At 56.1% G+C, this 22,042-nt stretch carries 22 protein-coding genes; 12 read left to right on the forward strand and 10 right to left on the reverse strand.

Annotated elements, in window-relative coordinates; translation table 11 throughout:
- Positions 1–11: 11 nt before the first annotated feature.
- Together K3556_RS02000 and K3556_RS02005 are read right to left on the reverse strand one after the other, a co-directional pair.
- Positions 12–572 carry a TetR/AcrR family transcriptional regulator gene (locus K3556_RS02000; RefSeq protein ID WP_260518066.1) on the reverse strand — a complete coding sequence of 187 codons (561 nt, stop codon included), beginning with the start codon at positions 570–572 and terminating at the stop codon, positions 12–14.
- A gap of 97 nt (positions 573–669) precedes the next feature.
- A complete protein-coding gene (locus K3556_RS02005) occupies positions 670–2,319 on the reverse strand; it encodes an acyl-CoA dehydrogenase family protein (protein ID WP_260518067.1) in 1,650 nt (549 codons plus the stop codon).
- Between the two features lie 193 nt (positions 2,320–2,512).
- Between K3556_RS02005 and K3556_RS02010 the strand changes: the two genes are divergently transcribed.
- Positions 2,513–3,280: a sulfite exporter TauE/SafE family protein gene (locus K3556_RS02010; RefSeq protein ID WP_260518068.1), complete on the forward strand. Its 768-nt coding sequence runs from the start codon at positions 2,513–2,515 to the stop codon at positions 3,278–3,280.
- A gap of 62 nt (positions 3,281–3,342) precedes the next feature.
- Here K3556_RS02010 and K3556_RS02015 read toward each other — a convergent pair whose 3' ends face one another.
- Positions 3,343–4,941 carry a phosphoenolpyruvate carboxykinase gene (locus K3556_RS02015; RefSeq protein WP_260518069.1) on the reverse strand — a complete coding sequence of 533 codons (1,599 nt, stop codon included), beginning with the start codon at positions 4,939–4,941 and terminating at the stop codon, positions 3,343–3,345.
- A 361-nt stretch (positions 4,942–5,302) separates the two neighbouring features.
- Between K3556_RS02015 and K3556_RS02020 the strand changes: the two genes are divergently transcribed.
- Genes K3556_RS02020 through K3556_RS02050 form a run of 7 tightly spaced genes read left to right on the forward strand, consistent with a single transcriptional unit; the run spans position 5,303 to position 10,774 of the window.
- A complete protein-coding gene (locus K3556_RS02020; protein WP_260518070.1) occupies positions 5,303–6,007 on the forward strand; it encodes a response regulator transcription factor in 705 nt (234 codons plus the stop codon).
- A gap of 20 nt (positions 6,008–6,027) precedes the next feature.
- Positions 6,028–7,815, forward strand: coding sequence for a sensor histidine kinase (locus K3556_RS02025; protein ID WP_260518071.1), 1,788 nt, complete (start codon positions 6,028–6,030; stop codon positions 7,813–7,815).
- Positions 7,816–7,826: 11 nt separating this feature from the next.
- Complete coding sequence (locus K3556_RS02030; RefSeq protein WP_260518072.1) at positions 7,827–8,261, forward strand: HPr kinase/phosphorylase; 435 nt, start codon at positions 7,827–7,829, stop codon at positions 8,259–8,261.
- Positions 8,262–8,270: 9 nt separating this feature from the next.
- Positions 8,271–9,179, forward strand: coding sequence for an RNase adapter RapZ (rapZ, locus tag K3556_RS02035; RefSeq protein ID WP_260518073.1), 909 nt, complete (start codon positions 8,271–8,273; stop codon positions 9,177–9,179).
- A 5-nt stretch (positions 9,180–9,184) separates the two neighbouring features.
- Positions 9,185–9,580: a PTS sugar transporter subunit IIA gene (locus K3556_RS02040; protein WP_260518074.1), complete on the forward strand. Its 396-nt coding sequence runs from the start codon at positions 9,185–9,187 to the stop codon at positions 9,578–9,580.
- A gap of 3 nt (positions 9,581–9,583) precedes the next feature.
- Positions 9,584–9,856 carry an HPr family phosphocarrier protein gene (locus tag K3556_RS02045; RefSeq protein WP_260518075.1) on the forward strand — a complete coding sequence of 91 codons (273 nt, stop codon included), beginning with the start codon at positions 9,584–9,586 and terminating at the stop codon, positions 9,854–9,856.
- A 21-nt stretch (positions 9,857–9,877) separates the two neighbouring features.
- The gene (locus K3556_RS02050; RefSeq protein ID WP_260518076.1) at positions 9,878–10,774 is read left to right on the forward strand and encodes a lysophospholipid acyltransferase family protein; all 897 of its coding nucleotides are present in this window, start codon (positions 9,878–9,880) and stop codon (positions 10,772–10,774) included.
- A 21-nt stretch (positions 10,775–10,795) separates the two neighbouring features.
- Here K3556_RS02050 and K3556_RS02055 read toward each other — a convergent pair whose 3' ends face one another.
- Positions 10,796–11,671 carry a 3-hydroxybutyryl-CoA dehydrogenase gene (locus K3556_RS02055; RefSeq protein ID WP_260518077.1) on the reverse strand — a complete coding sequence of 292 codons (876 nt, stop codon included), beginning with the start codon at positions 11,669–11,671 and terminating at the stop codon, positions 10,796–10,798.
- Between the two features lie 160 nt (positions 11,672–11,831).
- Between K3556_RS02055 and K3556_RS02060 the strand changes: the two genes are divergently transcribed.
- Entirely contained in the window at positions 11,832–12,659 is an 828-nt protein-coding gene (locus tag K3556_RS02060) for a DUF6473 family protein (RefSeq protein WP_260518078.1), read from the forward strand.
- 70 nt (positions 12,660–12,729) lie between these two features.
- Here the strand turns inward: K3556_RS02060 and K3556_RS02065 are convergent, their stop codons facing one another.
- The 6 genes from K3556_RS02065 to K3556_RS02090 form a co-directional block, all read right to left on the reverse strand.
- Positions 12,730–13,656 carry an electron transfer flavoprotein subunit alpha/FixB family protein gene (locus tag K3556_RS02065; RefSeq protein ID WP_260518079.1) on the reverse strand — a complete coding sequence of 309 codons (927 nt, stop codon included), beginning with the start codon at positions 13,654–13,656 and terminating at the stop codon, positions 12,730–12,732.
- Positions 13,656–14,414: an electron transfer flavoprotein subunit beta/FixA family protein gene (locus K3556_RS02070; protein ID WP_260518080.1), complete on the reverse strand. Its 759-nt coding sequence runs from the start codon at positions 14,412–14,414 to the stop codon at positions 13,656–13,658. The genes K3556_RS02065 and K3556_RS02070 overlap by 1 nt, the downstream gene beginning before the upstream one ends.
- Before the next feature lie 249 nt (positions 14,415–14,663).
- Positions 14,664–15,236, reverse strand: coding sequence for a cob(I)yrinic acid a,c-diamide adenosyltransferase (locus K3556_RS02075; RefSeq protein ID WP_260518081.1), 573 nt, complete (start codon positions 15,234–15,236; stop codon positions 14,664–14,666).
- Positions 15,236–15,442 (reverse strand): twin transmembrane helix small protein, encoded by a 207-nt coding sequence (locus tag K3556_RS02080; RefSeq protein WP_260518082.1) that lies wholly within the window; start codon positions 15,440–15,442, stop codon positions 15,236–15,238. The genes K3556_RS02075 and K3556_RS02080 overlap by 1 nt, the downstream gene beginning before the upstream one ends.
- A gap of 75 nt (positions 15,443–15,517) precedes the next feature.
- On the reverse strand, positions 15,518–16,354 hold the full coding sequence (locus K3556_RS02085) for an SDR family NAD(P)-dependent oxidoreductase (protein ID WP_260518083.1): 837 nt from the start codon (positions 16,352–16,354) through the stop codon (positions 15,518–15,520).
- Between the two features lie 126 nt (positions 16,355–16,480).
- The gene (locus K3556_RS02090; RefSeq protein ID WP_260518084.1) at positions 16,481–17,068 is read right to left on the reverse strand and encodes an SH3 domain-containing protein; all 588 of its coding nucleotides are present in this window, start codon (positions 17,066–17,068) and stop codon (positions 16,481–16,483) included.
- A gap of 225 nt (positions 17,069–17,293) precedes the next feature.
- Here K3556_RS02090 and parC point away from each other — a divergent pair, with 225 nt between their 5' ends.
- The 3 genes from parC to K3556_RS02105 are packed head-to-tail and all read left to right on the forward strand — an operon-like array spanning position 17,294 to position 21,978.
- Positions 17,294–19,627 (forward strand): DNA topoisomerase IV subunit A, encoded by a 2,334-nt coding sequence (gene parC, locus K3556_RS02095; protein ID WP_260518085.1) that lies wholly within the window; start codon positions 17,294–17,296, stop codon positions 19,625–19,627.
- 51 nt (positions 19,628–19,678) lie between these two features.
- Complete coding sequence (locus K3556_RS02100) at positions 19,679–20,806, forward strand: YjgN family protein (protein ID WP_260518086.1); 1,128 nt, start codon at positions 19,679–19,681, stop codon at positions 20,804–20,806.
- Positions 20,803–21,978, forward strand: a complete 1,176-nt coding sequence (locus tag K3556_RS02105; RefSeq protein ID WP_260518087.1) for a M48 family metallopeptidase — start codon at positions 20,803–20,805, stop codon at positions 21,976–21,978. Before K3556_RS02100 ends, K3556_RS02105 begins: the two co-directional genes overlap by 4 nt.
- The last annotated feature ends 64 nt before the right edge of the window (positions 21,979–22,042 follow it).

The following is a 22,042-nucleotide window of genomic DNA, read 5'->3' on the forward strand; positions in this document are numbered from 1 at the left end:
TGCCAACGCGATTAAGCGTCGCGGAGTGCGAGAATTGCCGCCATTAGGGTCGACATAGCGTTCTTATTGTCAATTTCGTCGGCGGCAGACAATGTGCCCATCCCAACATAAGCGCCATAAATGATCCGCGCGAAATCTGGGTTGGTCAGGTCAAGCTGACTTAGAATCTCTTTGAGAAAGGCCGCTCGTTTTTCGTCTACACGCTGAACGGCCAATGACACATCCGGATCACCATACGCCCACGCACGGATAGCAGGTTCGGCTGCGTCTCCACCATATTTCGGGTTTGCTGAGGCGGAAATGTCGCCAAGTTGATACAGTCGTTTTACCGGGTCGTTTTCCTGCGTCAGTTTCCGAGTAATCGCGTCTATTGACTGTTCTTCCCATAGGGCCAGCATGCGCCGGTGGAAGTCGGGAACATCTTTGAAATGCCAGTAAAATGAACCTTTTGTGGTTTTTAAAGCGCGTGCAAGTGGCTCTGCCTTGAGGGCCGCAGGGCCGCTGGACGCCAAGGCGCGAAAGCCAGCGAGGATCCAGTCTTCTGCCGTCAGGCGCGGCTTTGTCTCTGACATTTCTCAGCTCCAGATAACCATACGGTAGCGTACTGACAGCTATCGTCATTGCATTCCATACGCAAGCGTATAGTCGCGAGCGACTTCCGGTGCTACTCTAGCCCAGCAAGCGACGCGCGATCACCTGCGCCTGAATTTCCGCAGCCCCTTCGAAGATGTTCAGGATGCGGGCGTCGCACAGCACACGGCTGATCTGGTATTCCAACGCGAACCCATTGCCGCCGTGGATTTGCAGCGCATTGTCTGCACAGGCCCACGCGACACGGGCCCCCAGAAGTTTCGCCATACCCGCTTCCAAATCGCAGCGCTGGTCGTGGTCCTTCTCCCATGCCGCGAAATAGGTAAGTTGCCGGGCGACCATGATTTCGACGGCCATCATCGCCAGCTTATTGGCAACGCGCGGGAAGTTGATCAGCGACTTGCCGAATTGCTTACGGTCCTCGGCATATTGCATACCGATTTCCAACGCATTCTGCGCGACCCCAATCGCGCGGGCTGCGGTTTGGATGCGGGCGGCCTCAAAGGTTTTCATCAGTTGCTTGAAGCCCTGACCTTCCTCGCCACCCAGCAAGTTTTCGCCTTTCACTTTGAAGCCATCAAAGCCAAGCTCAAATTCCTTCATGCCGCGATAACCCAGCACTTCGATCTCGCCACCGGTCATGCCCTCGGTCGGAAACGGGTTTTCGTCGTCGCCGGGTTGTTTTTCGGCCAGAAACATCGACAAACCACGGTGGTCGGTCGAATTCGGGTCGGTCCGCGCCAAAAGTGTCATGACATGCGTCCGCGCGGCATGGGTGATCCAGGTCTTGTTGCCGGTCACTTCATAATCGCCATCGGCGGTCTTGGTGGCGCGGGTGCGCAAGCTGCCAAGGTCCGAGCCTGTGTTCGGCTCGGTGAATACGGCAGTGGGTAGGATTTCGGCTGACGATATTTTGGGAAGCCACCGTTCCTTTTGTGCGTCAGTGCCGCCCGCAAGGATCAGTTCTGCTGCGATTTCAGACCGCGTACCCAACGAGCCGACGCCGATATAGCCGCGCGAAAGCTCTTCGGATACAACGACCATCGAAGCTTTCGACAGACCCAGCCCGCCGTATTCTTCTGGGATGGTCAGGCCGAACACGCCCATTTCTGCCAGTTCTTCAAGGATCTCCATCGGGATATAGTCATCGTTGAGGTGCCATTCATGCGCGTTGGGTGTGACCCGTTCGTCGGCATAACGACGGAAGGTTTCGCGGATCATCTCAAGTTCTTCATCAAGGCCGGAAGTGCCGAAGGTCGCGTGACCCGCATTGTCGCGCATCAACGCGACCAACCGCGTGCGCGCGGCTTGGCTGTTGCCACCAGCGATAAGCGTGTTAACGGCGTCGGTGTCCAAGGCTCTCGTGTCCAAGCCCATATCCGACAGGCGCGCCATTTCATTTTGGCTCATCATGATGCCGCCGGTCATCTGCGCAAGGTATTCTCCGAAAGCGATCTGCAGGATAAGCTTCTCCATCTCGCCCAACTGACCGGAGTCATTCAGGCGGTTGGCCCATGCGTTCATCTGGCGCAGGCTTTCGGTATAGGTCGCAAACCAAGACAGCGCGTGCGCGGCCGCCTGTTGTTCCTCGAGCTTCGAGCCGGATATCCGATCGCCATCTGCAACCATTTCGCGCACCGATGTCTTAGCGGCCTCGAAAACGGTTTCGACCGGCACCAGCGCATCCGTCGTGAGGGTCATAAGATTGTCGATCAGAGCACCTGTCATCACTGTCTCCTGTTACAGCTGCGGCCGGGATTCGTTCGACCATTTCGCACCTGCAGAGAAATAATCCTTTTGCAGGTGCAGCGCAATAAAAAGACGGAAAATATATCGAAAACGAACAAAAGTGACGCAAGGATTTAGCTGCTGCATCCGCATATCCGCTCCGATACAAAGAATGCAAACAGGATTGGATCCCATGGGATTAGTGTCAGAGCTTCCGCTAATTACGCTTCTGTTCGCAGCGCTGGTTGCTCTTTTTGCAGGCTTTGTGAAGGGAACGGTTGGATTTGGGATGCCGTTGATCATGATTTCGGGCTTGGCGACTATGTTGCCAGCCGAGGTGGCTTTGGCCGGACTGATCGTGCCGACGCTTGTTACCAACGGATACCAAGCTTTCCGCCATGGGTTGGTTGCGGCTTGGCAAGCTGTAGGGCAGTTTCGCGTGTTCCTGATTTCACTCCTGGCGTTCCTGGCGCTCAGCGCCCAACTGGTTACGGCGCTTTCGCAGTCGTTGCTGTTTATCATCATCGGCGTGCCAGTTGTGGCGTTCTGCCTACTGCAACTCAGTGGTTGGCAACCCAAGCTGAGACCCGCAAACCGGGTTCGGGATGAAAGTCTGATCGGGGGCTTAGCGGGCGTGTCTGGTGGCATCTCGGGAATATGGGGCCCACCAACCATTGCCTACCTGACGGCCATTGATACCCCGAAATCCGAGCAGATGAGGGTACAGGGCGTCATTTATGGGCTGGGCGCGGTGGTGCTATTCTTCGCGCATATTAAGTCTGGTGTCCTGAACGCCGCAACAATCCCACTATCAGTCTCAATGCTACCACCATCGCTTGCGGGGATGGTTCTTGGGGGATTGGTGCATGATCGGATGCCGCAGGCGACTTTCAAGCGGGTGACGTTGATCGTCTTGACCGTGGCGGGTCTGAACTTGATCCGCAAAGGTCTGTTAGGATAATCCCAGATGTCAAAAAAACGCGCCCCAGTTCGGAGCGCGTTTTGACTGATTTGTAGGGCGTTCTATCCGATTGCGACGGCTTTGACGTCGTCGTCAATGTCACTTTCGTACTGAACGAAGTTTTTCGCGAACATATCGACCAGCTTTTCGGCCTGCGCGTCGTAAGCCGCTGCATCCTGCCACGTGCGGCGCGGGCTCAACAGAAGGTCTGGCACGCCTTCAACGGTCACTGGCACCTCAAAGCCGAAGTTGTCGTCTTTACGGAAGTCCGACTTGGCAAGCGAACCGTCCAATGCTGCAGTCAGCAGCGCACGTGTCGCGCGGATCGGCATGCGCGATCCGGTGCCGTAAGCACCCCCGGTCCAACCGGTATTGACCAGCCAGCAGGTTGCGCCGTGTTTGGCGATCTTGTCACGCAGCAACGCGCCGTATTCGGCGGGACGACGCGGCATGAAAGGCGCGCCGAAACAGGTCGAGAATGTCGGCTCGGGTTCGGTGACGCCCTTTTCGGTGCCAGCCACTTTGGACGTGAAGCCTGACAGGAAGTGATACATCGCTTGTGCCGGTGTCAGGCGCGCAATCGGCGGTAATACGCCAAATGCATCACAGGTCAGCATGATGATGTTTTTCGGATGGCCGCCGATAGCCGTCTTCGACGCATTGGCGATATAGTGCAGCGGATAAGCGCAACGCATGTTGGCCGTCAGGCTGTCATCTTCGAAATCGAGTTCCTTGGTCTCTTCGTCAAAGACCATATTCTCGATAACTGTCGCAAACTTTTTGGTCGTGGCGTAAATTTCCGGCTCGGCTTCTGCGGACAAGTTGATTGTCTTCGCGTAGCAGCCACCTTCGAAATTGAAGGTGCCGGTGTCTGACCAGCCGTGTTCGTCGTCACCAATCAGCGTGCGTTCCGGATCAGCGGAAAGGGTGGTCTTACCGGTACCCGACAAGCCAAAGAAAATCGCAGTGTCGACGGGGTTCCCGGTGGCATGGTTGGCCGAGCAATGCATGGGCATCACGCCCTTTTCCGGTAGCATGTAGTTCAGAAGTGTAAAGACCGACTTTTTGTTTTCGCCCGCGTATTCAGTTCCGCCAATCAGGATAAGTTTCCGATCGAAGTTCATTGCGATGACGGTTTCTGACCGACAGCCGTGCCGTTTTGCGTCGGCTTTGAAGGTCGGGCAGTTGATGACTGTGAACTCGGGTTCGAATTCGTCCAATTCTTCACGGTCAGGGCGGCGTAACATGTGGCGAATAAACAGGTTGTGCCATGCGAGCTCGGTCACAAGGCGGACGTCCAACCGGTAGGCAGGGTCTGCGCCGCCGAACAGATCCTGAACGTAGTAGTCTTTGCCCTTCATATGCTCGAGCATGTCGTCATACAGAACATCGAACTTGGAAGGGTCCATCGGCGGGTTATTTTCCCACCAGATGTGGGGCTCGACGCTGGGCGTTTTGACAACAAACTTGTCCAGCGGTGAGCGGCCGGTGTGTTTGCCGGTCGTGACCAGGAATGCACCGCCCTGACCCAGAGACCCTTCGCCACGCTCCAGCGCGGCTTCGATCAAAGCAGGCTCCATCAAGTTGTAATAGACATTGCCCAACCCCGTGATGCCTTGATCTTCCAAGCGGCGTTCTGGGTTTACCCGTCCAGTGGTCATATTTTGCTCCTGTCACCGGCACGTCATTCACCGGCGTATATAGGTTTCACATGAGACCGCGTGGCACCCACCACGCGCGCCAACCCTCATGTGAACGAGGGCTGATAAGCGCGCTATAACATGGTGGCTTTCAAATGGAACAGGTCGCTTTAACGCAGTTAGCGCAACCAAGCACGTGTTTGCGCAATCATCTTGCGGCAGGCGTCGGGAAATAATGCCTTAAATTCGCCAGCATTTTGCGCAAAACGTCTGACGCACACACACTTCGATGGTCGATTCGCAGTTCGTTGTTGATTCGCATGACCGAAAACAGGACAATGACGCAAAACAAAATTGAAACGAGCAGCGCAAGGAGACCCCTATGTCGAGGATCGCATTGGTGGACGATGACAGGAACATCCTGACATCCGTCGCAATGACACTCGAGGCCGAGGGCTTCGAAGTCGAAACTTACAACGATGGTCAGAGTGCATTGGATGCGTTCATGCAGCGAATGCCGGACATGGCCGTTCTGGACGTTAAAATGCCCCGGATGGATGGCATGGACCTGTTGCAGCGTCTGCGCCAGAAAACCAAAACCATGCCGGTGATTTTTCTCACGTCGAAAGACGATGAGATTGACGAGGTTCTGGGTCTTCGCATGGGCGCCGACGATTACGTGACCAAGCCTTTCAGCCAGCGGCTTCTGGTTGAACGCATCCGCGCGCTTCTGCGGCGGCAAGAAGTGATTGCCAAGGATGACGCGGGCGACGTGGAAGAAAGCAAATCGCTCATTCGCGGAGAATTGACCATGGATCCACTGCGCCATGCCGTGTCCTGGAAGGGCAAGGATGTGTCGCTGACCGTGACCGAATTTCTGCTGCTACAGGCGCTGGCGCAACGACCGGGCTTTGTCAAAAGCCGCGATCAATTGATGGACGTCGCCTATGACGATCAGGTCTATGTCGACGACAGAACCATCGACAGCCACATCAAGCGTCTGCGCAAAAAGATGCGCACCGCGGATGATGATTTCTCGGCGATCGAAACGCTCTATGGCATTGGCTATCGGTATAACGAGGAATAGCGCGGCGTGCGTTTGACAAGATGGTGACAAAGGTGAAGGACACCAAAGCCACATCCCGAAGTGATCTTGTTCTGGGCGAAGACTGGGTCTCGCCAAGCGGCGAGATGGACTTTGAACTGCGTGACAAGCGTGCGCAACGGGGTCTGATTTCGATCAATCGGTCGCCACTGGCGCGAAAAATCATCACCTTCAACCTGCTGGGTTTGGTGGTTTTGGTTGCCGGCGTGCTGTATCTGAATCCGTTTCGCGATAGCCTTCTGATCCAGCGGGAACGCGGTCTGGTGGTTGAAGCTGAATTGATCGCGGATGTGTTCGAAGCCCAACTGGAACAAGTCAGCGATATTCAGGCTGCCGCCACCACAGAGGCTGACGACGTGTTGTTGCCTGAGGGCGAAGTCGCGCCAGAACTTGCCCCTCCGGTCGAGCAGGTCGCACCCAACTACGCTGAAACGCTTTCTGATTTGCAGTTGCCAGTCGGGCTAGAGGTCTTCGTTTTCGATGCAGGCGGGGCGTTGCTGGCGCGGTCCGTTGGGGTGCCGCAAGCCGAGCCGACGCCTGTTGATGGGCTAAGGCGCGACGTGGGATCGACGATCATCACCGATCTGTTGAACGCGGTTTGGGAAGGAATTTCCGGCATCATCGCAAAAGGGGATGGTCAATCCATGCCCTTGGACACCGAAGTGATGGCGCGGACGCTGTATCCCGGTGCCATGAACGGCTCGACGCGGGTGTCGAACGGTGTGGACGAAAACGGCGGCACGGTCTTTTCTGTCGCAACACCGATTTTGCAGGGTGGCGTGCCCGCTGGCGTGGTGGCGATCACCAGCGCCACAGGCGAATTGGACCAACTGGTCCGGGCTGAACGCGAGCAGCTTTTGCAGATGTTTGTCATCGCGATCCTTGTTTCGATTGGCTTGAGCCTAGTTTTGGCGTCGACCATTGCTAACCCTTTGTCGGATCTTGCAGCCGCGGCCGAGTTGGGGCGCGATAAAGATACCAACAGCGTGCGCACTGGACGTGTCCGCATTCCCGACCTAACTGCCCGCCCTGATGAAATCGGCCGCCTGTCTGGCGCGCTGCGCGGTATGGTCGCCGCACTGTATGATCGGATCGATTCAAACGAACAGTTTGCGGCGGATGTGGCGCACGAGATCAAAAACCCTTTAGCAAGTTTGCGCTCTGCCATCGGCACACTTCGTCTGGCCAAGAAAGACGAACATCGCGGCAAGCTTCTGGATGTTATTGACCATGACGTGCGCCGGTTGGACCGTCTGGTCAGCGACATTTCAAACGCATCGCGTTTGGACAGCGAGTTGGTGAAGGAGGAAGAGGAAGAGTTCAACCTTCTGAAAATGCTTCACAACCTGACAGAATATCTGGGCAACGAAGGCAGCGACAAGGGCGTTGAGTTCATTACTGATCTGCCACCTGATCCGATTTTCATCCGGGGACTTGAGGCACGGCTAGCGCAGGTTTTTGTGAACCTGATCACCAATGCGCTGAGCTTCTGCGACGAAGGGGACGCCATCCGCGTTTGGGTTCGCCGACGTGAAAACCGCGTATTGGTGGTCATCGAGGATACCGGACCAGGCATTCCCGAGCAGGCATTGAGCAAGATTTTCAAGCGCTTCTATTCAGAACGCCCCGAAAACCAATTTGGCAACAATTCAGGCCTTGGTCTGGCGATCTCAAAACAGATCGTCGAGGCGCATGGTGGCGTGATCTGGGCAGAAAACATCCGCCCGACTGACGCTGATGTGACCTCGGATCCGCTGGGTGCGCGTTTTGTGGTTGGTTTGCCGGTTTGACCGTCGAAGGCATGGCCGAACCGCACAGCTTCCACGCCACCACAGTCGCCGTCGGAAATTCGGCAGCAATGATCACTGGCCCTTCAGGATCAGGGAAGTCGTCTTTGGCATTGGAACTCATCGGACTTGGCGCAAAACTTGTCGCGGATGACCTGAGCAGAGTGGTGGCAGAGAACGGTGTTGTGCAAGTGCTGGCCCCGGATCGTCTGCAAGGTGTGATCGAAGCGCGTGGTGTGGGGCTGATTCACGTGCCCTGGGTGCCCTCTGCCCGGCTACAGCTTGTCATTGATATGTCAGAAAGCGAACTTGAGCGTCTTCCGCGATCACATCGGGTCACAACTGTGGCCGGATGTGATATCGACCTTGTTTTGCGGGTTGACGCGCCCTATTTCACCAGTGCCATATACCATTTGCTGCAGGGCGGCAGGTATGCCGCGCCGAAATAGGCGACGATGATGACAGATGATAAAACCAATACCGGACAGAAAGTTGTTCTGGTCACCGGGCCTTCGGGCGCGGGCCGGACGACAGCAATTCGAGTGCTGGAAGATATCGGATATGAGGTCATCGACAACTTGCCGCTGTCGTTGATCGGTCGGGTCCTGAGCGGACCAGCTTTGGACCATCCTTTGGCGCTGGGCGTCGATGTGCGAAATCGGGATTTTTCGACCGAGATGATGCTGCAGACGATTGAAGATCTGCGCGAAGACCATACGCATGACGTAGAAGTGCTCTATCTGGATTGTTCGCGCGATGTGTTGATCCGTCGCTATTCGGAAACGCGCCGCCGCCACCCGCTGGCACCTGCGGAAACACCTGATCATGGAATCACCCGCGAGATTGAGCTGCTGGTTCCTGTTCGGGGACGCGCGGATGTGCTGATCGACACCTCGGAACTGTCACCGCACGATCTAAAAGAAGAGCTTATGCGATGGCTGTCGCAGTCCGGCGCAGAAAACTTGGCTGTCTCGGTTCATTCGTTTTCATATAAACGTGGCGTGCCGCGGGGGCTCGACATGGTGCTGGACGCACGCTTTCTGCGCAACCCGCATTGGGAGCCGGCGCTGCGTCTGTTGGATGGGCGCGACGCGGAAGTTGCTGACTATGTTTCTAAAGATGAGCGGTTCGAAGAATTTTTCACGCGCGTCTCTGAACTGGTCGAGTTTTTGATCCCAGCATATGGGGACGAGGGGAAATCGCATCTGGCGATTGGGTTTGGCTGTACCGGAGGGCAACACCGTTCTGTTGCCCTAACGGAAAGATTGGCAAAGGCGCTTGCACAGAAGGGCTGGCAAGTGTCAATTAGACATCGGGAATTGGAACGCCGGGCCGAAACGGGGCAGGCGTCAAAGCAGTTGGGGTAACGAGCGTGATCGGTATCGTGATCGTCGCGCATGGCGGGCTTGCTAGGGAATATCTGGCCGCTGTCGAACATGTCGTCGGCAAGCAACCGGGTGTGCGCGCCATATCAACTGCAGCGGAATGTGATCGAGACGACAAGCGCGACGAAATTTCGGATGCAGCAGATGCGGTTGATCAAGGCGACGGCGTGGTGGTGGTCGTCGATATGTTTGGCGGATCGCCTGCCAATCTGTCGCTTCCGGCCTGCAGTAAAGCAGACCGAAAAATCCTATATGGCGCCAACCTTCCCATGCTGGTGAAACTTGCCAAGACACGACATCTTCCGATCGACATGTCTACAAGCAAGGCGCTTGCAGCGGGTCGCAAATACATCGACTGTATTGATGGTATACAGGAGGCGTAAGGTATGAGCACGAGCCGCGATTTGGAGATCATCAACGTAAAAGGGCTGCACGCGCGTGCATCCGCCAAATTTGTTGATACAGTTGAGAACCACGACGCCTCTGCGCGCGTATCAAAAGATGGGATTGATGCAGAAGGTGACTCGATCATGGGTCTTTTGATGCTGGCCGCTTCGCAGGGCACCAAGATACATGTTGAAACGTCAGGTCCACAAGCCGCCGAGTTGATGAATGCCCTGAACGACCTGATTGCCGATAAGTTCGGAGAAGGCATGTAAGCCGCATGCTGCGTGTTGAGAATGGGACAGAACCTAGTGAACAATACTGAAAGCGATGTGGTCGATGGTGGGCAGGAACCCCTGTCCCACGACCAATATGATCGCAGCAGTCTTAGCTATGCCAACTCTCTGAATAACCCGCTTCAGTCGTGGATAATCCGGGTCTTGGAATGGTTCACGGGCAAGATATCCATCTTGCGCATGGTCCGCCGCCTTGAAAAGCGTGGCGCGCCCAAAGGCCAAGCATTTTGGGGCGCCTGTTTCGAGGTGATGGGTATTGCCATCGAAACGCCGGAAGAGCAGCTTCAAAATATTCCGGACGATGGTCCCGTTATCGTGGTAGCCAACCATCCACACGGTTTGGTGGATGGCATGGTTCTGGCAGAATTGATCGGGCGTCGACGCAACGATTACCGCATTCTGACCCGGTCTGTTCTGGATGGGTTGGATGAGGTTGCATCATCTTACATGATCCCGGTGCCTTTCCCACATGAACCAAACGCGCAACAGAAGATGGTTGTGATGCGGGCCCAAACGATGGCGCATCTTAAGGCGGGCGGCTTGATCACACTTTTCCCGTCCGGTGTTGTCGCGTCATCTGACACGCTTCTGGGGCCGGTGATCGAACGGGAGTGGAATGTATTTACCGCGCAGTTGATCCGCCGGTCAGGCGCAAAGGTCGTGCCGATCTTCTTCCCGGGCGCAAATACACGTTGGTATCAGATGGCCAATTACCTGTCGGCTACCCTGCGGCAGGCATTGCTGCTGCACGAGATCGTAAAAAGCTGCAACCGTCCGCAGCGCCCGGTTATCGGCAAGGTACTGACGGACGAACAATTGGATAGCGTGCAAACCAACCCGCGTGGCTTCATGGCTTGGCTGCGTGCGCACACGCTCTCGCTGGGCGATGGCAAATAGGGGCGACCCCGCGCGACACGGCTAACGTGTTGGCACAGGAGTTTCACCGCGATAATCATAAAAACCGCGTTTCGATTTGCGACCCAACCAACCGGCTTCCACATATTTGGTCAGCAATGGGCAGGGACGGTATTTCGTGTCGGCCAGTCCCTCGTGCAGCACGTTCATAATGGCAAGACAGGTGTCCAGCCCGATGAAATCGGCCAGCTCAAGCGGCCCCATTGGATGATTGGCACCCAGTTTCAATGACGTGTCGATACTTTTGACCGAGCCCACGCCTTCGTACAGCGTATAGACGGCTTCATTGATCATCGGCATCAGGATGCGATTTACGATGAAGGCCGGGAAATCTTCGGCGCTGGCGGCCGTTTTGCCAAGCCGCTCAACAACACCGTGACACGCCTTGAAGGTCGGTTCGTCCGTAGCAATGCCGCGGATCAGTTCAACAAGCTGCATCACAGGGACTGGGTTCATAAAGTGAAACCCCATAAACCGTTCCGGGCGATCCGTGCCGCTGGCCAGGCGCGTGATCGAGATAGACGAGGTGTTCGATGTCAGGATTGTGTCCGGCTTCAAGTGGGGCAGAAGACCGTCGAAGATCTTCTTTTTCAGGGCTTCGTTTTCAGTTGCCGCCTCGATGACAAGATCAGTCGATCCTATGTCGGGCAACTTCATGGTGGTCGAAATGAGACCCATCGCCTTGTCGCGATCATCCGAGGAGATTACCTCGCGCGAAACTTGGCGTTCCATGTTCTTCGCGATCCGGGCCATCGCCGCATCCAGACTGTCCTGACTGATGTCATTCAAGCGGACTTCGTAACCAGCCAGTGCCATCACATGTGCGATTCCGTTGCCCATTTGCCCGGCACCCACAATGCCAATCGTCTCGATGCTCATCTCGTCCCTTTCGTTGTCTGCCAGCAGAGTATGCGGCGGTGCGGCGGGCGTGCAAGGGTTAAGCGCATCCTAAGGAAATTTGCTGCATTTGAAGATTAGCCAATTGGAAACCGCTTTGTGCGAATCATCGGCTTGGGTGAGAATTACTGGAGTGGGTGGAATGGCTTACGACACCTTGGGCAAGGGCCCCTTGAACTATCAATTGTGCCGATATGGCACGTCGAAAATCTTGTTTCGTGGTCCCAAAAAGAAACTAGCTGCACCCTTCATTGCGGTGTTGGGTGGGACTGAAACTTATGGCAAGTACGTTGAACACCCCTATCCCGACTTGTTGCAATTGACCTTGGGAACGCAAGTGGCCAATTTTGGCTGCCAGAATGCCGGTGTGGATGCATTTCTGCATGATCACGGGGTCCAAACCCTTAGCAACAAAGCCAAAGTAACGGTCCTTCAGGTACTGGGCGCGCATAACATGTCGAACCGGTATTATGCTGTCCATCCCCGGCGCAATGACAGGTTTCTGCGCGCCTCGAACCAGTTGAAAGAGCTGTTTGGCGAGATTGATTTTACAGAGTTCAATTTTACGCGTCATCTTCTGACCGCACTGCATGACACATCAGCAGACCGATTTGCTTTGGTCGTCAAAGAATTACGCACCGCGTGGGTCGCGCGGATGAAGCTTCTGATCTCAAAACTCGACAGCGACATCTTATTGCTTTGGCTTGCTGATCACCGGATCAGGGATGGGGGCTTAGGTGGCATTCACGGCACCGACCCCCTGTTTGTCGATCAGCAGATGATGCAAGAAATTGCGCCGTTCGTACGGGAAGTGGTTGAAATTGTACCAACTGAGCAAGAGTTGAAGGACGGACGGCAAGGGCTGGTTTATGCTGATATGGAAGAAGGCGCCACGCGCGATATGCTTGGAACCTTTGCCCACCGCAGGGCCAGCCTGGTCCTTCATGATGCAGTGGATCGCATTCTCTGAAGATGGGGGTGTGAAATGAAAAAAGGCCCGCCGGTTAGGGCGGGCCTTTGTCTGATTGCGACAGAAACGATCAGAGCTTTTCGGTCAGCGCCGGGACGGCATCGAACAGGTCAGCAACCAGTCCGAAATCTGCAACCTGGAAGATAGGTGCTTCTTCGTCCTTGTTGATTGCAACGATGATCTTCGAGTCCTTCATACCGGCCAAGTGTTGGATGGCGCCTGAGATACCAACCGCAATGTACAGATCCGGCGCGACAACCTTACCGGTCTGACCCACCTGCCAGTCGTTAGGGGCATAGCCCGAGTCAACGGCAGCGCGCGACGCGCCAACGGCGGCACCAAGCTTGTCGGCAAGTGCTTCGATCAGTTTGAAGTCCTCTTCGGATCCAACGCCACGACCACCGGATACAACGACGCCAGCCGATGTCAGCTCGGGGCGATCACTTGCGGCAACCTTGTCTTCAACCCATTCCGACAGACCGGGATTGTCGGCAGCTGAAATGGTTTTGACTGAGGCCGAACCACCTTCGCCAGCAGCGTCAAACGTTGAGGTGCGGAAGGTGATAACCTTCTTCGCATCCGACGACTTCACGGTCTGAACAGCGTTACCGGCATAGATTGGACGCTCGAACGTATTGCCGTCGACAACGCCGGACGCGTCCGAGATCACCATAACGTCCAAAAGTGCGGCCACGCGGGGCATGACGTTTTTGGCGTCAGTGGTGGCCGGGGCGACGATATGCTCGTAATCTCCTGCCAGCGACACGATCAGCGCCGCAGTTGATTCCGCAAGGCGGTGACCCAGCGATGCGTCCTCGGCTACCAGAACTTTTGACACGCCATCGATTTTCGCGGCGGCGTCACCAGCGGCAGCGGCGGATGCGCCAGCGGCCAGAACAGTCACGTCACCCAAAGCCTTGGCGGCGGTGACAGCTTTGGCGGTGGCATCCATCGCCAGTTCGCCATTGTTGACTTCTGCGAGAAGAAGAACAGCCATTATACAGCCCCCGCTTCTTTGAGTTTCTCTACCAATTCGTCGACCGAACCAACGATGATGCCGGCGGCACGGGCTGCGGGCTCGGTGGTGGAAACGATCTCAAGGCGCGGCGTGACGTCGACGCCGTAATCGGCGGCGGTCTTTTCGTCCAGCGGCTTTTTCTTCGCCTTCATGATGTTTGGCAGCGACGCATAACGCGGCTCGTTCAAACGAAGGTCGACAGTGATGATCGACGGCATGTTGACCTTGATGGTCTGAAGGCCGCCGTCCACTTCACGGGTCACGACGGCTTTGTCACCGTCAATGTCCAGCTCGGAGGCGAAAGTGCCTTGCGACCAACCCAGAAGTGCCGACAGCATTTGGCCGGTGGCGTTCATGTCGTTGTCGATCGCTTGCTTACCTGCTAGCACGAGGCCCGGCTGCTCTTCCTCAACGACCTTCGCCAGAATCTTCGCAACCGCCAGCGGTTCGATGTCGTTATGAACATCTTCAGCCGCGACCACCAGAATGGCGCGATCTGCGCCCATCGCCAAAGCCGTGCGCAACGTTTCCTGCGACTGCTTCACGCCGATCGACACGACGACAATCTCGTCGGCCTTACCAGCTTCTTTCAGGCGAATAGCCTCTTCGACGGCAATCTCGTCAAAGGGGTTCATCGACATTTTTACGTTTGCAAGATCGACACCGGATCCGTCCGCTTTCACACGAACTTTCACGTTGTAGTCGATCACGCGCTTCACAGGCACAAGCACCTTCATTGGCGTGTCTCTCCCAATTAGGCCCCGGATGGGGCGGTCTCAGTTCTTCTCCCGTTTACCGGGTCGGGGTCGCTGAAAACAGCGCAAAATCGTCACGTTCTGCGCAAAGGACGCCGCGTTTTTCTGTTTTGGCGGTGATTCATTGCGAGAATGTTTCCGCTCTGCGGCATTCCGGGTGTTTTGCATTGATGAGCGGCGAGGGCTCAAAATGACGGGAATCAGTGGAATGGCTGACAGGCGCAAGTCGGGTTAGCGATTGGCCCCCGGCACCCACAGCACATCGGCTTTGCCGTCGTCATTTGCGACCCGCGCTGCGACAAAGCACCAATCCGAAAGGCGGTTCAGGTATTTGATCGCTGCGGGATTGACGTCTTCTTGTGTTGCCAGCTCTGTCGCCATCCGCTCAGCGCGGCGGCTGACGGTGCGCACAAGATGCAAATGCGCCGCCAATGCAGAGCCACCCGGCAGGATGAAACTGCGCAGCGGTTCCAGCACTTTGTTCATCGCGTCAATCTCTGACTCCAGCCGGTCTACTTGCGCGTCGATCATGCGAAGGGGCGGATATTCCGCGTCGTCGTCTTTTTCCATATGTGGGCGGCACAGGTCTGCGCCCAGGTCGAACAGATCGTTTTGGATGCGCGCAAGGGCTGCGTCCATGTCACCTTCTGCGTGAAGGCGAACCAGACCGATTGTGGCGTTGGTTTCGTCGACTGTGCCATAAGCGTCCACACGGGCGGAATGCTTGGCCACGCGGGACCCGTCGCCCAAAGCAGTCTCACCTTTATCACCGGTGCGGGTATAAATCTTGTTCAGGACAACCATCAGCCGTTTCCTCCCCTCAGCCAGACGAACAACAGGATCAGCGCGATCGCAATCGCTTGTGCTGCGACCCGCCAGCGCATCATCTTGTTTGAATACTTGTGGGCGGTCTTGCCGCCGACCCCAAAGGACCCGATGCCCAACATAAGGATGATCAGAACCGCGGCGCAAGCCACGACAACAAGGGCAAAAAGAGGATCGTCAAACATGCTGTTTCCTTGGGCCAATCGGTGCGTTCCAGATAATACCCAACGCACCAAATAGCGAGGGGCAATCCGCCGCGCCTAACCCTTTGGCGTAAATCGGTCGCCGATGCGCGTCGACAACAGCCTGCGTCCTATCCCGGCGATGCGGGTGGCTGTTGTGACGTAGTAGCGCGGCTTTGGGTTGCTGCTTTCCAGTGCGTGGATCAGCTTGTCGGTCACGGCTGAAGCGGGCAGTTCGAACGTGTCCAGTGTGCCGCTGTCATCATAAAGCCGTTCGCGCAGCTTCGTGTAAAGCCCGCGCCGTGGGCTGTTTTCCCAATCAATCCAGCGTTCGAAATGCGGCTGTGCGTTTTCACGGATCTTGGTGGTGATCGGACCCGGCTCGATCAGAATGATATCAATTGGCTGTCCGCGCATCTCAAGCCGCAGGGTATCGGTTAACCCTTCCAACGCGAACTTTGTGGACACATACGCGCCGCGCCACGGCATAGCGGCAAATCCCAGCACCGAAGAGTTGTTGATGACCCGGCCATGACCTTGTGCGCGCATGACCGGAAGGGCGAGGCGCGTCATATGATGGTAGCCAAAAAAATTGGTTTCGAAGATGGCGCGCAATGCATCCGTCGGCAGGTCTTCCACCGCGCCCGGCGTGGCAAAAGCGCCATTGTTGAACAGGGCATCCAGCGTGCCGCCGGTGCGATCCAAAACCTCGGCCATTGCGGCTTCCATGCTGGCTTCGTCGGCGTGGTCCAGTATGAAGCTTTCCAACCCATCCGCGCGCAGACGTGCGCAGTCCGCCTCTTTCCGGCAGGTTGCAAAGACACGCCAGCCACGTTTGGCAAGCGTATGCGCTGCATCATAGCCAATGCCTGACGAGCAGCCGGTGATTAGAATGGATTTGCCTGAAACGTTCATCGAATTACCCTGTTTGTGCGCAAACGACACTAAGTCGGCAGAACAAGATGGGGTCAACGAAAAACGACGCGCCGTTGTTGATGGGGCGCGTCGTCGAATGCTGTTTGTATTATGCTGCTGGGTCGCTCAGAGTTGCGGCGCGAGGAACCTTGAAGCCATAAAACCGCGCGCTCCAGTGTCCACAACTTTGATTTGGCTCCAGCCACCGCCAGCAGGGCCCATGTCGATGACTTCGGTGCCCCGCGTGAGCTTTGCGACCACGCCGTGACTTGTGGTTGGCCCCGCACGCATGTTTACAGTGTTGCCGCTGACAAAGACAGTTTGCTGGGTGTTCGACGCGGCGTTCGATGCGGCAGCAAGTGTTGGCTTAGCCACTTTCGACGCCATCTGACGGGCGGCAGCCTCTGCGATTTCGGCTGGTGACTGCGGCGCAGCTGCACTTGCCAGCGTGACGGGCACGACAGACAAACCAGATGAAGACGCAGGCGCGGCAACAGGTGCAGCATTTGCCGTCGCAATCACTTCGCCAACCGCAGTTTCCGGCGATGCGGCAATGCCCGCATCCAGCGTTGCAGAAACCGGCACGATTGTATCTTGCGCGATTGTTGGCTCACGTCCGATACGGTCGGCGGGCAGATCGCCATCCCGTCCAAAATGCATCATCGACGCGCCGACGATACCAATCGTCAGGCAGCTTAATTTCAGTATCCCCACAATTTTCCCCTTCAACCAATTACTCTTGACGAGATCTTTTCGATCTTCTGTTCGATTTATTAACGCTCAAACCCCCAAGCAGTTCCGATTGAAACCGCGCTTCAATAAGAGGGTCGTGATTTGGTGTTAAAAAATACACCATGCCTTCTAAAATATTAGGGGAAAGATTGGCATCCCTTCCCGCAGTAGCTTTACCCTTCCGACAGCACTCGATACACATCAATTATGACCGATTTGACCGATGACAGCAATATAAAGTCCGCCTCTATTTCAGAGCCACTTCGCCGTGCCATCGGTGATCGCTATCTGACCTATGCACTGTCGACAATTATGCATCGGGCCTTGCCTGACGCGCGTGACGGGTTGAAACCGGTGCATCGCCGCATCCTTTATGCGATGTCACGGCTGAAGCTGGCATCTGGCGGTAAGTTCTTGAAATCGGCCAAAATCTCCGGTGACACGATGGGGGATTTCCACCCCCACGGCGACGCTGCGATCTATGACGCCATGGCGCGTCTGGCACAGGATTTCGCGGTGCGTTACCCGCTGGTCGATGGGCAAGGCAACTTCGGAAATATTGACGGAGATAACCCCGCGGCAAGCCGTTACACCGAAGCCCGGATGACCTTCGTTGCAGAGGCAATGTTGAACGGTCTTGACGAAAACGCCGTTGATTATCGCGACAATTACGACGGTCGCCTGACCGAGCCGCTGGTCTTACCCGCCGAATTTCCGAATCTGTTGGCTAATGGGTCATCGGGCATTGCCGTTGGCATGGCCACCAATATTCCACCTCACAATATTGCTGAACTGATCGACGCCTGTTTGCATCTGATCAAAGTGCCGGATGCGCGGGACGACACGCTTCTGAACTATGTGCCGGGCCCTGATTTCCCAACTGGCGGCATCATTGTCGAGCCCGCCGAGAATATCGCACAAGCCTATCGCACAGGGCGCGGGTCGTTCCGCCTGCGTTGTAAATGGGACGTCGAGGATTTGGGCCGCGGGCAGTGGCACATCGTCGTGACGGAAATCCCGTATCAGGTTCAGAAATCGAAACTGATCGAGAAAATTGCCGAACTGATTCAGACCAAGAAGGTTCCTATTCTTGGTGACATTCGTGATGAAAGCGCCGACGACATTCGCATCGTGCTGGAGCCGAAATCAAAGAATGTGGATGCCGAACTTCTGATGAACTTGATGTTCCGCAACTCGGATCTGGAAACGCGGTTCAGCTTGAACATGAACGTGTTGATCGACGGTGTGACGCCAAAAGTATGTTCGATGAAAGAGGTGCTGCGCGCCTTCCTTGATCATCGGCGCGATGTTCTGTTGCGCCGCTCTGTTCATCGGATGGAAAAGATTGATCACCGTCTTGAGGTGTTGGAAGGCTTCATTGTCGCTTTCCTGAATCTCGACCGCGTGATCGACATAATCCGCTATGATGACGACCCCAAAGCCGCGCTGATGCGCGAGGATTGGGGCCGGGAGCACGTTCGCGCCATGAACGAAACGGACTATGTCAGCCCCGCCCCCGGTGAGGGTGAACTGTCCGATGTTCAGGCCGACGCGATCCTGAACATGCGGCTGCGCAGCTTGCGGCGCCTGGAAGAAATCGAGCTTGTCCGTGAACGTGACACCTTGATGGAAGAACGTGCGGCGCTCGAAGATCTTCTGGAAAGTGGCGACCTGCAATGGACCCGGATTGCAGAGCAGTTGAAAGAAACCAAGAAACTGTTTGGCAAAAACTACGAAGGCGGCGCACGGCGCACACAGTTTGCGGAAGCGGGCGAAGTTGAAGATGTGCCCTTGGAAGCGATGATCGAGAAAGAACCGATCACCGTTGTGTGCTCGCAAATGGGTTGGATCAGGGCAATGTCGGGTCACATTGATCTGTTGCGGGAACTGAAGTTCCGCGATGGCGATGCCCCCCGATTTGTTTTCCATGCAGAAACTACCGACAAATTGTTGGTATTCGATTCCAACGGCAAGTTCTTCACGCTTTCGGCGGCAAACCTGCCGGGCGGGCGTGGCATGGGCGAACCGCTGCGTCTGATGGTCGATCTGCCCAACGAGGCCGAGATCGTGGACCTGTTCATTCACCAGCCTAAACGGCGATTGCTTGTCGCGTCGACTGAAGGGAACGGTTTTATCGTCAACGAAGACGACGTTCTGGCGCAAACCAAGAACGGAAAGCAGGTGCTGAACGTAGGGGATGCGCGGGCCAAGATCTGCAAGCCGGTCGAAGGTGATCATGTTGCGATCGTGTCCGAGAACCGCAAGCTGCTGGTGTTCCCAGTGTCTGAGGTCAACGAGATGACGCGCGGCAAGGGTGTGCGGCTTCAGAAATACAACAGCGCGCGGGGCAAGCAGGGCGTGCTTGAGTTGGATGGCGGCCTGTCGGACCTCAAGACTTTTGATCTGGACGTTGGCCTGTCGTGGCCCGCTACCGGTGACCGCACCAGAACCGAGGCCGACATGTCACCTTGGCTGGGCAAACGCGCTGGCGTTGGCAAGGCCCCGCCTCACGGCTTCCCGCGCGACAACAAATTCGATTGATCGATGCCGGCAAGTAGATTGAAGATATCCTATTCGGGTCGAAAGGGCCCAATGCTGGGGTTGGCGCTGAAGACAGGCGTTTTGACAATCCTGACGCTGGGCTTCTATCGCTTCTGGGCCAAAACCCGTTTGCGCCGTTATTACTGGAGCGCCATTCGCCCCGGCGGCATCCCCTTGGAATATGTTGGCGACCCGCTTGAAAAGCTTCTGGGGTTTTTGGTCGCTGTGGTGTTCATGGCCTTTTATATCGGCGTCGTGAATCTGATCCTGATGTATTTCAGTTTCGCGTTGTTCAAAGGTAACGTCGCAGCCTATTTCCTGAGTTTTGTCGGTTTGGCACCGATCATATTTTTCGCGCAGTATCGCGCGCGCCGGTACATTCTGGCCCGCACGCGCTGGCGGGGCATCCGGTTCGGATTAGAGCCGGGCGCCTGGGGCTATGCTTGGCGGGCCATATTGCATTGGGTGCTGGCCGCGTTGACCGTGGGCCTGACCTGGCCACTGACCACACTTTGGCTGGAGAAATACAAGGTTGGCCACACCTATTATGGCGATCAGGTCTTCGTTCAAGGTGGGCGTCGCGGCCTGCTATTTGGGTCGATGAAGCACATCTATTACCCTCTCGGTCTGTCAACCGTGGCTGGCGGGATGGGCGTGATGGCCGAGAACCCGGCTTGGTTCGCGATGTTCGCGCTGACTGGGCCTTGGTTGGTTTATGGGTTGGCCTATTGGCAGGCTGACAGCTTCAAGCGCATGACCGAAGCCAAAGAGCTTGGATCGATGCGATTTCAAACTGCGCCGCAACCCTGGACCATTGTGGGCATATATGCGCTGGGTTGGTTCCTAATCTATCTGGTTTTTACCGGGCTAATTCTGGTGATTATGGGCGTTGCCGTTTTTCTTATCGCCGGAACAGGGTTCGACGTCGAAAACATTGAACAAATAGAACCTGTTCTGGCTGCCAGCGCGCCGATGCTGGTTCTGGCCTATTTCTGCATCTTCCTTGGCTACCGGGCGATGACCCATGCCTGGATCACGCTACCCATCGCGGCGCATTTCGCCGAGGTGACGCAGATCGTGAATGCTGAAGATCTGCACCTGATCACGCAGCGTGACCGGGATGAGTTTGCCGAAGCCGAAGGATTTGCTGAAGCCTTGGATGTGGGGGCAGCGATTTGACCCAAACGCTGAAGCAGCCATCGGGTTTTGCCGATTTTGTCGCCGGGGAGCGTGCCGTGCTGACGCGGGTATCGGTGCGTGTGGTGCCTGACGGGGTAGAGTTGTTGTTGCCGGATGGTCAGCCACTTGTCTGGCGATGGGCCGACCTGAGACGCTTGCCAGATCAGGCTGAAAAAGATGCGCTGGTAATCAGGCGCGCGGGAAACATGGTGGCAAGACTTTATCTGCGAGACAGCGAATTGCGCACGCAGATCCAATCGCGTGCGCCCCACCTAAAAAAACGCGACCGATCCATTCCGATGTCAATGCTTGCAGTGTGGGCTGGCGGCGCTGCGGCGGCTGTCGCGGTGATCATCTTTTTCCTTGTTCCTGTGATGGCTGCGCAGCTTGCGGTATTGCTGCCCGCTGAAGGCGAGAAAGCCTTGGGTGACACTACTTTCGAACAAATCCGGATGGCACTGGATGAAACCGGGTTGGGCAGCACAGCGATCTGCGAAGGGGATGACGGCAATGCGGCAATGCGGGCGATGTATGATCGTCTGAACCCGACGCCTGATTTACCTTATGACGTGCAGATCCACATCCTTGACCACGATATGGTCAATGCTTTTGCCTTGCCGGGTGGTCGCATTGTCTTTTTCCGTGGATTGATTGACCAAGCCGATAATCCAGAAGAGGTTGCCGCCGTGCTGGCCCATGAAATTGGGCATGTTGTGAACCGTGACCCGACCCGTGATGCACTGCGCTCGGCGGGTTCGCTTGGCGTCCTGGGCCTGTTGTTCGGCGACTTTGCAGGTGGAACAATTACGTTGTTTTTGGCGAACCAGTTGATCAACGCGTCCTATAGCCAATCGGCTGAAACCACTGCGGATGACTATGCACATGACCTTCTGGATACGGCTGGTGTTTCACCCGCCGCGCTGGGCACGATGTTTGAGCGCTTGCTTGACGAACACGGTGACGCAGAAGGGATCATTGCGCATTTTATGTCCCATCCACAAATGGGGGCACGGATTGCAGCTGCGCAGGCGGCTGTCGTAGATGGCCGCGACTACGGCTCTGTTCTGAACGATGTGGAGTGGCAGGCGTTGCAGACGGTATGCGGAAGCGCTTCCCCACGGCAATCAGACCCCGACAGTCTGGACAAGAAAGTCTGGCCTGACGGCGAATAGGCTCCTGTTGTAAGGCTTTGCAGCCGTTTCGCGAATCCCAAATGAAACAATAGTTGCTTTCCCG

Origin of the sequence: Aliiroseovarius sp. M344 (assembly GCF_025140835.1) — a bacterium.
Taxonomy (GTDB): Bacteria; Pseudomonadota; Alphaproteobacteria; order Rhodobacterales; family Rhodobacteraceae; genus Aliiroseovarius.